General features: G+C 39.4%; 13 protein-coding genes. 3 read left to right on the top strand and 10 right to left on the bottom strand.

The annotated features are described in order from the left end of the window. Positions 1–24: 24 nt before the first annotated feature. Complete coding sequence (locus J2S11_RS16305; RefSeq protein ID WP_307396304.1) at positions 25–1,008, bottom strand: Gfo/Idh/MocA family protein; 984 nt, start codon at positions 1,006–1,008, stop codon at positions 25–27. Between the two features lie 269 nt (positions 1,009–1,277). On the opposite strand from J2S11_RS16305, the gene J2S11_RS16300 reads away from it, so the two are divergent. Continuing rightward, positions 1,278–2,009, top strand: coding sequence for a hypothetical protein (locus tag J2S11_RS16300; RefSeq protein ID WP_307396302.1), 732 nt, complete (start codon positions 1,278–1,280; stop codon positions 2,007–2,009). Between the two features lie 113 nt (positions 2,010–2,122). Continuing rightward, a complete protein-coding gene (locus tag J2S11_RS16295) occupies positions 2,123–3,313 on the top strand; it encodes a hypothetical protein (protein ID WP_307396299.1) in 1,191 nt (396 codons plus the stop codon). A gap of 135 nt (positions 3,314–3,448) precedes the next feature. Here the strand turns inward: J2S11_RS16295 and trhO are convergent, their stop codons facing one another. From trhO to J2S11_RS16280, 3 genes are all read right to left on the bottom strand, one after another. After that, positions 3,449–4,411 (bottom strand): oxygen-dependent tRNA uridine(34) hydroxylase TrhO, encoded by a 963-nt coding sequence (trhO, locus tag J2S11_RS16290; protein WP_307396332.1) that lies wholly within the window; start codon positions 4,409–4,411, stop codon positions 3,449–3,451. A gap of 188 nt (positions 4,412–4,599) precedes the next feature. Then, complete coding sequence (kapB, locus tag J2S11_RS16285; protein WP_307396298.1) at positions 4,600–4,980, bottom strand: kinase-associated lipoprotein KapB; 381 nt, start codon at positions 4,978–4,980, stop codon at positions 4,600–4,602. 270 nt (positions 4,981–5,250) lie between these two features. Continuing rightward, positions 5,251–6,399 carry a conserved virulence factor C family protein gene (locus J2S11_RS16280; RefSeq protein ID WP_307396295.1) on the bottom strand — a complete coding sequence of 383 codons (1,149 nt, stop codon included), beginning with the start codon at positions 6,397–6,399 and terminating at the stop codon, positions 5,251–5,253. A gap of 246 nt (positions 6,400–6,645) precedes the next feature. Here J2S11_RS16280 and J2S11_RS16275 point away from each other — a divergent pair, with 246 nt between their 5' ends. Further along, positions 6,646–8,085: a phosphodiester glycosidase family protein gene (locus J2S11_RS16275; RefSeq protein ID WP_307396294.1), complete on the top strand. Its 1,440-nt coding sequence runs from the start codon at positions 6,646–6,648 to the stop codon at positions 8,083–8,085. Positions 8,086–8,336: 251 nt separating this feature from the next. Here J2S11_RS16275 and J2S11_RS16270 read toward each other — a convergent pair whose 3' ends face one another. The 6 genes from J2S11_RS16270 to J2S11_RS16245 all read right to left on the bottom strand — a co-directional run bounded on the left by J2S11_RS16270 (position 8,337) and on the right by J2S11_RS16245 (position 14,577). Continuing rightward, positions 8,337–9,551, bottom strand: a complete 1,215-nt coding sequence (locus J2S11_RS16270; RefSeq protein WP_307396293.1) for an MFS transporter — start codon at positions 9,549–9,551, stop codon at positions 8,337–8,339. 15 nt (positions 9,552–9,566) lie between these two features. Then, positions 9,567–10,613 carry an ArsR/SmtB family transcription factor gene (locus J2S11_RS16265; protein ID WP_307396292.1) on the bottom strand — a complete coding sequence of 349 codons (1,047 nt, stop codon included), beginning with the start codon at positions 10,611–10,613 and terminating at the stop codon, positions 9,567–9,569. A gap of 256 nt (positions 10,614–10,869) precedes the next feature. Continuing rightward, positions 10,870–11,934, bottom strand: a complete 1,065-nt coding sequence (locus tag J2S11_RS16260) for a Cfr family 23S rRNA (adenine(2503)-C(8))-methyltransferase (RefSeq protein WP_307396289.1) — start codon at positions 11,932–11,934, stop codon at positions 10,870–10,872. Between the two features lie 380 nt (positions 11,935–12,314). Next, a complete protein-coding gene (locus J2S11_RS16255) occupies positions 12,315–12,863 on the bottom strand; it encodes a GNAT family N-acetyltransferase (RefSeq protein ID WP_307396288.1) in 549 nt (182 codons plus the stop codon). 159 nt (positions 12,864–13,022) lie between these two features. Next, positions 13,023–13,817 (bottom strand): alpha/beta hydrolase family protein, encoded by a 795-nt coding sequence (locus tag J2S11_RS16250; RefSeq protein ID WP_307396286.1) that lies wholly within the window; start codon positions 13,815–13,817, stop codon positions 13,023–13,025. 61 nt (positions 13,818–13,878) lie between these two features. After that, entirely contained in the window at positions 13,879–14,577 is a 699-nt protein-coding gene (locus tag J2S11_RS16245) for a metallophosphoesterase family protein (protein ID WP_307396285.1), read from the bottom strand. Between the last annotated feature and the right edge of the window lie 5 nt (positions 14,578–14,582).

Genomic DNA, 14,582 nt, shown 5'->3' with positions numbered 1-14,582 from the left:
CATTATATTTATTTAATCCTTCCCTTATTCTGTATCAAGCTGCTGCCAGTTTGAATGAGGTGGATGTCTTAAAGCATCTAGTACATATTGTGCATGCAGTCCTGCTCTGAAATCATAGATATTTGCTGGTACCCTGTTCACAGCCTTTGCAATTTCTTTCATCATTCGTGTAGCTGACTCACTATCAACTGTTACCTCTTCTAGAGGCTGACCATTTTTCCCAAGCCAAAGGCTTCTCCAATTACGCAGCATAATAGTGCCCTCTGAACCGTAAGCGGCAAACTCAATCAGTTCGTCACCTGAGATATCGCTTAATCCGTCAATCATAACTGGAGTGCCATCTGTTAGACTGAGCTCGGCTACTATACTATTCTCACAGCGCTGTGGATCATTGGGAAATTGAAGCTGACTCTTAACCTGTGCAACTGACCCAAAAATCCTTTGGAGAGCTTGAATCCAATGTACTCCTACCTCTAGAACATAGCCACCCTGCTCCTTCCCACCAACCCAATCGTTTTGCTGCCAAAGACGAGGCCAATGCGGGAAATGCATGACTAATCTTATTCTTCGTAGCTCCCCAATGTATCCCTCTTTAATTCTTCTCTCAAACTCGTTTAATGGTGCCTGATAGTTTAAAGGAAAATGCATCGCATGAACTAAACCCTTTTGCTCTGCAGCCGCAAGCATTCGTTTCCCTTCATCCACTGAATTAGCCAATGGCTTCTCACACAGCACATGTTTATTTGCTTCAATCACGTCAAGAACAATCTTCTCATGATACTTTGGAGGAACGGCTACATAAACGATATCAAGAGCTGCCTGCTCTAGCATTTCGCGATAATCCAAATAGCCCTTCACCTTATATTCCTCAGTCATGCTTTTGACAAGCTGCTCGTTAACATCACATACAGCTGTTATCTGAATTCCATCTTCGGCTTGAATCGATTTTAAAATCCGATCTCCAATCGCTCCAAGACCTATGACTCCCATTTTTACTATAGCTGTCAATTTAATCTCTCCTCTTATGTACATCATCTGTGCATTCAAATAATAGCTTGTCCAAAGCTACATGCTTATATTGTAACTTTTTCTATCATCGCTGACTACGTTTATGCAATCGTACAAGCTGAATAATCAGAACACCAATGGGAATAGGCATATTAGCTTAATTCCCTCACCTTTTAAAATAGCTCCAGACTACTATTTCAATTAAATTGTATCAGTGTTATTTTTTTACTTGTGAGTGAAATTAAAAAACCGTGTAGGAGGAAGATGCAATGAAAAAAGCTTTAACATTTGTGGTGACTTTCTTGTTGATTTTCCCTTCATCATCCATTCTCGCCAAATCTGATCTTGGAATCACGGCTCAAGACGTCCTAGCTATTTATGAAGGAGTAACACTAGAGGAGCTACAGCAGCAAATTGCAGATGCAGCTGAGGCACTAGGCACATCAGAGGAGGAAATAACCAAACAGATCTACGCCGAGCTACGTCAGCAACAGCTGCTTACTCAGCTTGAGGAAGCTCAGTTTGGTACACAGTCTGATGGAAAAGGAAACGGCAAGTACACGCTTGGCTCTAGCAGCAAAGGAAACCTATTCTATGAAACGGCCAGTACAATCGGTATCAGTCATGGTCATATAGGGATGTATTATTCAACAGCTACCCTTATCGAATCCGTACCAAGCGCAGGAGTTCGTTCACTCAGTCGCACAAATAAAAAAGTAGATAACGGAGCCAGAATTCAATCCGTTAAATCCTCATATGCAACATCCACACAAAAAACAAATGCCGCCAACTGGGCGTATGGTCGTAGAGGTGAAAGCTATTCCTACAACTTCGCTACAAATAGACAGACCTCATGTGTTGGAGCAAAAAACTGTTCGAAGCTGGTATGGTGTGCGTTTAAAGATAAAGCTGGCATTGATTTAGATCATAATAAAGGACTTGGTGTATATCCTAAGGATATTCGAGACTCCAGCATGGTCCAAACCTTAAAAACTTACTAAGCTATTGTTTTAATCTTAATGAACCTTTGACATAGGGTTGAAAAAACAGTTGCTTTGTATCGTTTAGCCCTATGTCTTTTTCTACATACCATTTAAAATGAAAGGGGAAAGAAATGAGTTTTTCAAAGAAAGGAAGGCTTCTTTTATTTTTTCTTTTATTGCTTTGTCTTATTGCAGGAGTCACCATTTACTTCTCTTCAACCGATTCGGCTAATCCTGTTCCTGAACAGCCTATTGATATAAGTGAGTCGATGGCCGCCGTTTTATACTCAACAAGCTTAACAGCAGAATACGATAACGACGGTAAAAGTATACTAGCTTTTATCCACGAATCCGGTGAAATTAGCTCATATGAAACAACGGGCCTTGAATCTAATGCAATTGTCAAACTGGATAATGAGCTTCTGCTGCATGAGAAAGATCAAGTAACAGCCTTCACTGATGAGGGACAGCCCCAGCATCATCCATTTGAAGCGTGTAGTGTATATTCAGGTTATGGTCAATCAACGGGAAGCATAATAGAGAAAGATTTGAGCTATAGTATGTTTAATCAGAGCTACTCTGAGGATCAAAGTTATTATATTTCTACGATCAGGTGGAGTATTGGAGATTCTTTCTATTGTGAAACGATCGAGGAATACGTGCTGACCGATGGAGTAGTTGGTGATAAGCTTTATTTACTTACCACTGATATAATAGAGCATCGCGGCCTAAGCTTAATTGAAGTTGATTTCCAGACAGATCAATTGAATGTTCAAGCATATCCCCTGAATGAAGAATTAACCGAGGATTTACTTGTTTTCTCCAAGCTAATCACTGATCAAAATGATCAACTATATGTTCTTCTAAGCGACTATGAAGATTCTGTTATATACCTTAAGCTAATGCACATTGATTTAAATCAGCCTTCTATAATCGGTGAGTATGTGCTAAAAGAATATTCTCTTGAGGATGATCCTATCTACTTTATTTTTAATAAAAATGCCGTTCAACCTATTCAAGGAAAGCTCTATTTCCCTGATGGCTTTGGAGATATGTATAGCTTCCATCTATCATCCAAAGAAATAAGCCATGAATTCTCATTCTTAGACTATGCTAGGGAAGAATATGAAAACGATGAAATGGTCTATATAAAAGATGATCTTTTCTACTTCTTCAGATATGATGAGCAAGAAAACAGACATATCTTAGAGGAATATCAGCTTGATGGAGAACGAACGAAGCAAATTGAAATTTCTACTGAGCTCCAGGAGCTCATTCGTAACGAGAGAGTGCACATCTATGATTTTAAAATGTTAGACTAGCCTAAACCTGCACAGACATATCTCTCTCAATACTTCTACATTACACACAATTAGTCTGTAAAAAGTATAAAAAGTAGAGCCTGTCCACGTGAACAGGCTCTACTCTTATCTATATAGTGAAATTAATTGATTAATTTAAGCGTGAGTAATAGCCTCTTCCGCTCTCTTCTTTGCTAAATAACGGTTATCTGGATGCTCCTCACAAGCCTTGCTACAGGAGTGATTATGCTTAGCCTCACATTCCTCACAGCACACATGCTGAAGATTACAGCCCGGATTCGCACAGTTAATGTAACGATCCTCTTTTTTGCCACAATGATGACAGCTTCCTACCACCACATCTTCCTCAGTCCGATTGATCGGAACAGAGATGCGCTCATCAAACACGTAGCATTTACCGTCCCATAGACGACCCTTTACTTCTTCGTCTTTTCCATACGATACAATACCGCCGTGAAGCTGGCCAACGTCCTGGAAGCCTTCATCCATCATCCATGCAGTAAGCTTTTCACAGCGAATTCCACCCGTACAATACGTAATAACTTTCTTATCCTTGTATTGTCCTAAATTTTCTTTTATCCATTCTGGAAACTCTCTGAAGGATTTTACATCTGGACGAATGGCATTACGGAAGCGACCGATATCATACTCATAGTCATTTCTTCCATCAAGAACGATTACATCATCCTGCTGTAGAAGCTCGTAAAATTCCTTTGGAGAATAATACTTCCCTGTTTTTGTTGAATCCACACCATCCACACGGAAAGTTACAATTTCTTTACGAGGTCGAACGAACATTTTTTTGAACGCATGACCGTCTGCTTCATCGATCTTAAAGACCATATCAGCAAAACGCGGATCCTTTTTAACTTCTTCCATATAACGATTTGTTTGCTCAATTGTACCTGAAACAGTACCATTTAATCCTTCTGGAGCCACTAATATCCTACCCTTTAACTCTAGCTCCTTACAGAATTTTAGGTGCTGTGCAGCAAACGTTTCTGGATCATCAATGTGAACAAATTTATAGTATAGTAGGATACGGTACTGATTGTCCCCTTCAACTGATCCTGTTTTTTCTACGGTTTCTTTTTCCATCCAACCTTGTTTTAAATTCATTTTCACTACCCCCTGTTGCAGTCAGAGAAAGTTATTTTATTACATTTAGATATCATAACAAATCCGTAGAAATAGTCAATCTGTTTTATAAATATGTCTAAAAAAATCCACAAATAGGGATTACCACTAGTATGAACAATGAGCTCCATTTTATGAGCTTTTTTATCCTAAAAGTACTCTTTTTCAAGCTCCTTTAGTAGGACATACGCCTGCTCTCCCCACTGATCCCTTCTTTCTAAAACAACGTTCATTTCTGCTTGAAGAGCTTCCTTCAGAGATGCTTTATACTCTGGAATTTCCTGATCATACCCACTTAAATGAACAAATGGCACTAATGCTTTTTCCTTATAAGCCAATGCTCTTCTTTGATGAAACATAGCAACATCCGCCTCAAAAGGCTGATGTAAATCCCCTTGAGTAGGATGCTTAAGTACAGCTAATATTTGTACAACAGCTTTATTTGCTCTGACCTCTATAAGCTCCCCAGCGTACAGCCCTGACTTATACAAGGCCTGTACTTTAGCGCCTGGCTCTAAATGATTACTCATTACATTTCCCCCTTCATTAAAATTCCCTTTCAAACGTAGCATAGATTCTTTCTTATGTGCATATGGTTAAGTAAATGGTTGTCCTAAATGGGCAAGAGCTTGAAAGGAATGTGGTTGAAATGAATATAGCTTGGCTTGATGGCCTACTGAGCGTAATCTTATTTAGTATTGGACTACCCCTGATGGCTCTTATTTTTAAAGATAGAAAAAGCAGTAAGGCATAGCATCACGCACCACAAGTCTCACTATCCCTTACTCAATTTCAATTATCTATTCATTTCTACGCGTCATTTGCTGCCAAACGGTACCTTCTGCTTTTTCCCCACCTTTTATTCGCTCCAAAGCTATTTTAGCCTGTAAGCTCACCTCAAATTCCGGATCATCCTGCACGTCCTCAAGCGCAGGAATAGCTTCCTCAGTCCCAACCTCATACATATATCGTGCTGCTCTCCAGCGTACAAGCTTGTTCTTATCCTTTAACGCAACAGTCATGGCACCCATAGCTCCAGGATCGCCAACATCAGAAATAGCATCCCCTGCCGTTCTTCGAATAACTGGTGAATCATCCTGCAACGCTTGAACGAGTAAATCAAGAACATGCTCAGAGCCATGTTCTCCACCAACTTCACCAAGATATGCCGTAGCTAGTCTACGAATGGACATTTTGGAGTCGGTTAAAGCCTTTTTCAATACCGGGATTTCCTCAAGCGTAAGCTGCATACGCTCTAGTGCTCCATACCTTACCTTCCAATCCTCGTCCTCTAACGCCTTCAACACATGCTCAGCACTATATTCCTCCTCTGCCTTTGCGTCCTGTTGAAATGCTCTAGCTACTAAACGATCTAAGCGTTCCTCATCATAAGCAGCAGATAGCTCCTCCACAAGCTGTGCTCCAACTTCGTCGATCTCCCCGTATCTAATTCCTTGATCCACCCACTGTCTTTCCGTGACTAAATTATCAGCAGCAGGCTGAGCCTTCATTGCCGCACCAGTCATAAAATCAGGTAGACCAACTCTATGCTCCTCTCCATCCTTCAAAAGCTTGATTTGCATCGGAATCCCCTTGAACATCTGAATGAAAACCTGCACCTCTCCGAAGCTTTCAAGTGCCTGTTCCATTTCCGCGGCTTCTTGATCCGTGTGGCTTTCAACTGAATCTGAATGCTTTTCTACGGTATCTCGAACCTGAGCCAGTATTTCTTTCCAATCAGCCTTAGGATGACGCTCTAAGGCAATAAAGTCATTAACCTGGTATACTCCTGTAACACCTTCAATCTCCATAATATCTTGAATGTAAGCCGGGGCTTCCTTTTGGTTTTTTTTATTAAAATTTAATGCTTTACCAGCCTCTAAGCTTGTATCTAAATTTAATTTCATTGAGTTTGGGCTTGGTGTGGGTTCAATAGATAAAATTTTCATCTATGGCTTCCTCCTTAGTTAATTACTCATTCAGCTAGATATATTCCCTCTTTATCTTAACATACCCCATACATATCTCCAGTTTTTACGCCTTCTAAGTTCTTAAAACATCTTCAATTAAAATTTCAAAAAGGATTTTTGTCGATCCGTGTCAAATAATACTAAGTTACATATTTTCACTATCGCCTGTGCTATAGTGTGATCGCATCATTTTATTTATTCGAATGCAGAAAGGACGTTTACCATTTGAAAAGATTGACAATTTCACTCATGACAGTTTTATTTCTTTCCTTGCTCTCCCCTTTCTTTCAGCCAACATCTTTGGCTTCAAATACTAGTGAGGTTAGAGTTTATCTTAACAATGAGCGTGTGCAATTCTCACACGGTTCAGGCTTACTTATCAATGAGAGAGTGTATGTACCTATGCGTGGAGTTTTCGAGAAGCTAGGCGCTAAAGTGAAATGGGATGCCAAAACTGAAACAATCGAAGGAACATACGAGGATAAGAAAATTGAATTAAAAGTAGGAGCTACACAGGCGATAAGAAACGGTAAAACGATTAAACTTGATGCTCCTGCCACAATTATTAATAGTACAACCTATGTACCATTAAGATTTATTGGAGAGTCACTAGGTGCCCAGGTTACTTGGAGAAGTGCTACTCAAAGTGTACATATTAACCAAGGTAAGCTTCCCTTTGTCTTCCCTCCAGCCCCTCCTGTTGCTCAAACAAAATCGGTTAACGTAGGAGGAAAAACGTATACCATTCAAACAATTGAATTACAAAATGGCTCAAACATGCACATCGGATTTGCTAATAAAAGATTTGGCCAAACAGCTCATTTAGAACAGATAGCCAAAACCTATCAAGCTAGTGCAGCTATTAATGGAACGTATTTTGAAGCGTACGGCGGTATTCCTGAGCCTTGGGGTACTCTAGTTAGTGATGGTCAGGTTCAACATATTGGCAGTATTGGGGCAACATTAGGTCTAACCCGAGATGGGAAAGCATTCATTGATAACATAAGACTTAAAGTTGAAGGTACAGCAGAGGGCTCTCACGGCTGGTATGCGTATAACTTTAATCGTACTCCTAGTAAAGAAGGCTCAGCTGTCATTATTTTTACCCCGACAAGAGGAAAGGATATAGGAATTAGCTATGGTACTTCTGTAGTGGTGAATAATGGCGCTGTCACAGCCATAAAAAAAGACGCTAATGTGCAAATCCCTTCAACGGGCTACGTCATTCACTTCACAGGTGTTGAGCAACAATTAGCAAACCGTTTTAAAGTTGGAGCCAAGGTCGACTATCAAGTGAAATACTTTGATCAACAGACCAACAAAGAGCTTACTCATTGGCAGGATGTATACTCTGCAGTTGGGGCTGGTCCTATGCTAATAAAGGATGGTCAAGTTCGTGTGAATCCAAAAGCAGAGGGCTTCGTTGAAGATAAGATCCTAACTCAGGCTTCTACAAGAAGCGCCATTGGGGTTAAAAAGGATGGCACCATCATCCTAACCACAACATCAGGAGCAACTATACAAAACTGGGCTGAGATTATGAAGCAGCTAGGAGCATATCAAGCCATCAATCTAGATGGTGGTGCTTCAAGTGGGCTATATGTGAATAACCAATATGTATATCGTCCTGGCCGCGAGCTGAGTAATATTGTTTGGTTTGACTAATTAGTGAGGCTTCAGTCTATACCCTATTCACTATTAATACAACATAAAAGAAACATAAATACAAATTTAAAGCGTCCCAAGGAAAGCCGGTTTCTTGGGACGCTATACTTTTATTTTATAGCTGTAATAATTAAATAATCACCAATATCACTCACATAGGATGCTGTATTCTACTCAAACTTTCCTTCTAGCAAATCTCTTTCAAGCGAACTCAGGTTATCTATCAATATTGACCTACTAGATAATCGCTCCTACTGAAATTTGATTGTTTTCTTTAAGATAGGGTGTAAATAAATGAACGAACCAAATGTAGAGATGATTCCCCCGATTAATATGGTTGTATGTGTTCCGCTAAAGTCAGCTATGACTCCAGCTAGAAAAGCAGAGAAAGGAACTAATATCCACGTCATAAATCTACTAGTAGCCTGTACTCGTCCAAGTAGATGTTGTGGGGTAAGGGTTTGACGAATTGTTACAATACAAGGATTAACGGCTGAAACTGCGATAGTACCTAAAGCATTACTAATAACCAGAAAAATAAAAGCTTTTGAAACGCTGAAAAGAATAATAGATATTCCACCTAAAAGGGCCGCACAAAACAATATTTTCTGAAAGGGTACACGTTTGCTTATCACGTTAGTAAGCCATGCACCACCTATTGCTCCTAGTCCCCCAAATGAAAGTAGCCAGCCAATCTCTACAGCAGTCAATTGTATGGTATCCCGTAAATGAAAGATCATGATCGTTATAAATAGTGTGCTACCAAAAACAGAGACAATTAAGGCTAAATTTGTATACAGAATCTCTTTCGTCCTCAGGACAAATACAAAGCCTTCCTTAAGATCTGCAGCAATTGAATGAACTTCCTTTGACTTAGGTCCATTAAACGGGAGCTTTATACTGGACACCGCGAGAAAAGAAAGAAAAAAACATACACTATTGATGATCAAGGCGTACCCTGGATTATATAAACTTATGATAAGCCCACCCACACTAGGAGCTATCAGAACAGATAAATTAAATATTCCTGTACTCAGTGAATTAATGGCTTGTAAATCATCCTTCCGTACAAGGTGAGGAATCGCCGCAAATTGCCCTGTCTGATAGATCTGACCCATTGCACCTATCACTAATACAACACTGTATAGTAGCCACATTTCCAAACGTCCAAAGATAAACAATGCACCAATTAATCCCAATAAGATGCATCTTACTAAATCACATAATAGTAATAGCCTTCTACGATTAAATCGATCCGCTATGATACCTGTCAGGGGTGCTACCCATACAGGGATTCTTTGAAGAGCAACGATGATCCCCATACTTAATGGAGAGCCTGTAATACTAAGAACAATAAGTGGAATAGCAATTAAATAAATCTGATCACCGAAAAAGGAAACTAGATTTCCTCCCATAAATCGAAAAGCAGGGTAATTCTTCTTAAATTGAGGCAGCTTCTGTTCCATTCCGTTCCCTTTCTCTTATGTCCCATTGATAAATTCATTTAATTCAATTGGAAGTGTTTCTAGAGTATTCTTTTTTAAGCCATACTTTGAATCTCTGATTTCTACTAATCTAGCAGAACGCAATAATTTAAGATGATGATGAGTCGTGGACTTTCCTAGCTCCAACATACTTGTTAAATCTTGAAGCGTGTAATCCTGATCAGATAAAATCTTAAGAATTTTAAGACGAACCTCATCTCCTAGAGCCTTCAGCTTTTGTGTTAAAAAGAAATCAGGTACGTACGAATCAGTAGGATTGATGCTTTCATTAGCAACGGGATAGTAAAAAACCTTAGCCCCTTCTATATCTGCCTCTATATTCCAAGGACGATACACATACTGCGGAATCAATAATACGTCGTGGACACTAGGCTCAGGGATATACGTAATTCCTGACGTCGCCCACTCCACGAACTTTTCTGAGCCCATCGTTTCTACTTTTTTTAGCTTGCTGTCATAATCTCTTTTCAATATTTCACTTAATTGGTCAGCCTCCGGTTTAATAATCACTTCATACCAAGTAGACATAACTCGGATTAAATGCTGCTTAACCCTTTCCGTCTTTTCCGTACAAATAAATTCAATGTATCCTGGTACATATGGGTTATCCCTTGTATGCTCCTTTAACTTCAAAATCGCTTCTTCCTCACCATTTGCTGCTCTTTTCCTCAGATCCTGATAGCTAAATCCTAAAAACGGAATGGATTGAAAAATAAACTCTTCTTCAGACAAAGCTTCTATGTACGTAAAAAATGAATCTAAATCTATAAAGTCTTTCTGATGTAAAAGCTGTAGTAACGCTTTCCATGTATTTTTTTCCTGTACATAACGTAAATTCTCAACTAAAGATTCAGGGAAGGACTTTCTCTTTTTCGTCCAGTATTCTTCTGATTTTTCTAAGGTTTGTATAAGATTAGCATTTGTCACAGCAGCTATCCCAAGAGCACATTCCCATAACAAGGAATATTTGATTCTCACTCTATACGACTCTCTCTTTCTACTTGTTGCCTGTAAAACCTCCACATGATCACCCCATAAAAAAGATAAGATTTCATTTCTTATATATCATTCTATATTATTCGAATTATAAATTCAATATTTTTTGAATTGGAGATTCAATAGTATTGAAATAAATTATCCAATTACTAAATTTAGCTCTGAAAGAATGGCTAAAGAAGGAAAGCTGTATTTTTTAATAAGTATCTCGACTAATATCTTATATATCTAATTAAAAAAGTACTAGGCATGAAGCCCTAGTACTTTTTTTACAAATAATTTATTATTTCCTTGCATCGTTTTGTGCTTCATACTGACCATATAATTGGCCACAGGCGGCATCTATATCTCTCCCAAATTGACGCCTGACCGTCACATGTATTCCTGCTGATTTAACAATTTGATAAAAAGCCTGCAGCTTTTTTTCATCTGTTTGTCCATATTTTTGTGGAGTTCCAACAGTTGGGTTATACCGGATCAAATTGACATGATAGAGGTTTGTATTGTTACTTTTTTCTTGAATCAGTTTAACAAGCGCATCTGCATGATCCGTTGAATCATTTACTCCACGAAGCATGACGTAAGCAATATAGACTTTTCTACCTGTCTCCTGAATATGCTCATCCAATACCTCTAGCACTTTATCTAATGGATATCTGTTGTTAATTGGCATCAATCTGCTGCGCTGGTCATGAAAAGGAGAATGCAGTGAGAACGTTAGATTTATCTGCGGAAACCTTCTCGTCATTTCTTGGATGTTAGGTATGATCCCAACCGTAGAGACTGTAATTCTTCTAGGACTTAATGCGAATAGTTGTGGATTTGTGAGTACCTTTAAGGCCTCAAATATGTTCACATTTGCTAGAGCCTCACCCATTCCCATAAAGGAGATACTATCTAAGGAGTGGCCTTTCAGATAAAAATAGAGCAACTGGTCAGTAATTTCATCTACTGATAAGCTTCTTTTTAAACCTATCGCACCTGTCGAGCAAAACGTACAACCCAACCCACAGCCAGATTGAGAAGAAATGCAAAAGGATTCCCAGCCGGCTTCATATTTTAATCTTACTGCTTCTACTTGGTTGTTGTCTGGCATTTTTAACAATACTTTATTGACTTGTTGTGAAGTCGTTTCTACTACTGGCACCACCGTAAGAATGGAAGGACCAAACTCTTTTGCTAATGCTTCTCTTAATACCTTTGGTAATACAGTCATTTTATTAAATTCACCGTTGCGATGTTTAAAAATCGCTTCCGTGATTTGTTTAAACCTGAAGTTTGGTTCATTTAAAGATCTTAAAAAATGTTCTAGACGTTCGTATTTCGTGACATGATTGACAGCTTTCAAGTTGTTCCAGCCTCCTAAAATTTAAAATCTGATTTTAGGAGGCTTTATCATTTACCGGAATCATGTGTCTCACACCTTTCTGTCTACACAACTCTATCTGAGGAATCAAACACGCAAATAGACCCCTATTCAGAACGTTTGTCCAGAATAGGGGCCGTATCTATACACTAAGGGTATATTTGGGTGACCAATCCTATCTGAACTATGATGAATAACATGCAAGCATAAAAACCTTCATGTTGAAGGATATCTGCCATGCTTGTTCATCTGTTCTAGAATAAATAGGATTAGTACTTCATTGTCCTACAGTTCACCCTCTTGTTTCATTCATTTAAAGTTATACTAATCATATAATCCATTGGCTAAGAAGTCAACAATAGTCATCCATGCCGCTCCCACTCTCTCTTCAGCAGCCCATAGTTTACTAAATCAACATATCGGTCGTACAGAAATTCTCCATCCCTCGTATAGCCCTCAAAAACAAATCCAAGTCGCTCAGGAATAGCTCGGCTTTTCACATTCTGAATACTGGCCTGAATCTCCACTCTATTTAGATGATACGTTTGAAAAGCATAGTGAACCATAGCTTGGCAAGCTCGCGTCATAATTCCTCTCCCTTGAAAACCTTGTGCTAACCAATAACCAATTGCCGCCTTTCTATTACTCCAATCAATGGGGTGAAAGCCTATCATCCCCACAAGCTCATTCTTGTACCGGATACCCGTCTGAAAACCAAGCTGTGAAGATAACTGATTCATCCATTCGATCATAATGGAATCATAGTCCTTTACCGAAGTGATTCCATCTACCCAAGGAAGCCATTGTCGTAAGTACACTCGGTTTCGATCAACTAACATGAACAACTCTTCCTGATGGAGCTGATCTACTATCTGGAGATAGAGGTCTTCATCAATTTGTAATACAAACAAAATAGACACCTCATTTCTGCACCCATAGAGGAGCCGCTAGGCTAGAAATTAACGTTCATAATAAACCATATGCCTGCTCCGAACATTCCTATGCCTAAAATTAAGACAAAAATCATAAAGTAGTAAAACCCTTTGTTTTTACTACGGCGTCTAAAAAACTCATCCATGCTTTCTTCCCTCCTGTTTCTGCATCCATGTAAACATATCGTCTATTGCCTTTTTATAAACATCTGGTTGAAAGAAATGGCCTTGGTTTTCATAGATCCTTAATGTGTAGCACTTGTTCGTTTCACGTAGCGCTTCAGCAAGAATGTACGAATGCTCCACTCCTACCTGTATATCCTCTGTTCCATGAATAATAAGCACTGGACACTTTAAGCGCTGTACATCATAAATGGGGGATCGTATGCGGTACTCCTCTGGCTTTCTTAAAGGCGTACCTCCTAAAACCCTTTTGAGCATTCGGCGTAGGTCGACCCGTTCCTCATAGGTCAGAGCCAAATCTGATACTCCTCCCCACACCACCACGGAACAAATCGTTGGATCTGCCATAGCTGTAAAAAGAGCCATGAGTGACCCTCTAGAAAAGCCGAATAGATGAATTCGATCAGCCTCTAGTAAAGGATGATCCTTAATCCACGGGAGTGCATCGATGACATCAAAGCGATCCTCTCCGGCAAAATCCTCCCGACCTTGTCCGCCTCGGTTACCTCGATAAAAAGGAGCAAACACTGCGCACCCTTGATCCACAAACTTACTGACCCAAGCTAGTCTCGTCATACCCACACTTTTAATGCCACCACGACAATAAATTAATACAGGAAAGGGACCAGTTCCCTGTGGAATACAAAGATATCCTTTTACGATTAAGCCTTGTGCTTCATATGTCACTTCAAACAAAGTAGCACGTATATGAAAGTCTGGTACTCTTTTGAACTTTGCTTGTACTGTCATTATGACACTTCCTCTGTTGCCCATCATATCATACTTCGCCATACAAATTTATCCCAGCAAATCAACCGGTTATCTTAGATGAGACAGCATATGTCTTGTAGCCTAGCTCACTGATTTCCAGGCAATTCAGCTGATGGCCATACACACAGCCCCCATCTATGCCAATTTTGTCTTGCGCAAACCAAACCTCTTTAGACTCATGTAAATGTATCGTCGACGTATGTCCAAACACAATTTTTTTGCTTACATTCGTTGGATAATTAAAAAATACCTCTCTAATCCAGATCATCTCATGCTCGGGAGTTTCCTTCCAATCCGCATAGGCAGGGTTTATCCCTGCGTGAACAAAAATATACTTCTCCGTTTCATGATAATAGGGTAACTTGCTCATGAAGTCAACATGAACGGCAAACTTCTTTAAAATCATATTTCTGGCCTCTTCAAGCTGCTCCTGCTCATAATTTGATCCACAATAGCTCTTAACAGTCATTAGACCTCCGTTCCTTATAAAACGGTCTGCCTCTCCAGTTTCAAGCCAATCCAAAAGCATCTGGTCATGATTACCTCGTAGGGCAATGGCACCATTTTTAACCAGATCCATTACATGTTCAACCACTTCTTTGCTATCAGCTCCTCGGTCTGTGTAATCTCCTAGGAGGATCAACTGATCTTGTTTTGCAGAATACTCTACTATTTCGAGTAGGTCCATAAATTCTTCAAATTTTCCATGTATATCGCTTATCGCTAAAATTCGTTTCATCCTCT

Origin of the sequence: Bacillus horti (assembly GCF_030813115.1) — a bacterium.
GTDB classification, from domain to species: domain Bacteria; phylum Bacillota; class Bacilli; order Caldalkalibacillales; family JCM-10596; genus Bacillus_CH; species Bacillus_CH horti.
This window is presented reverse-complemented; position numbering and strand designations above follow the sequence as displayed.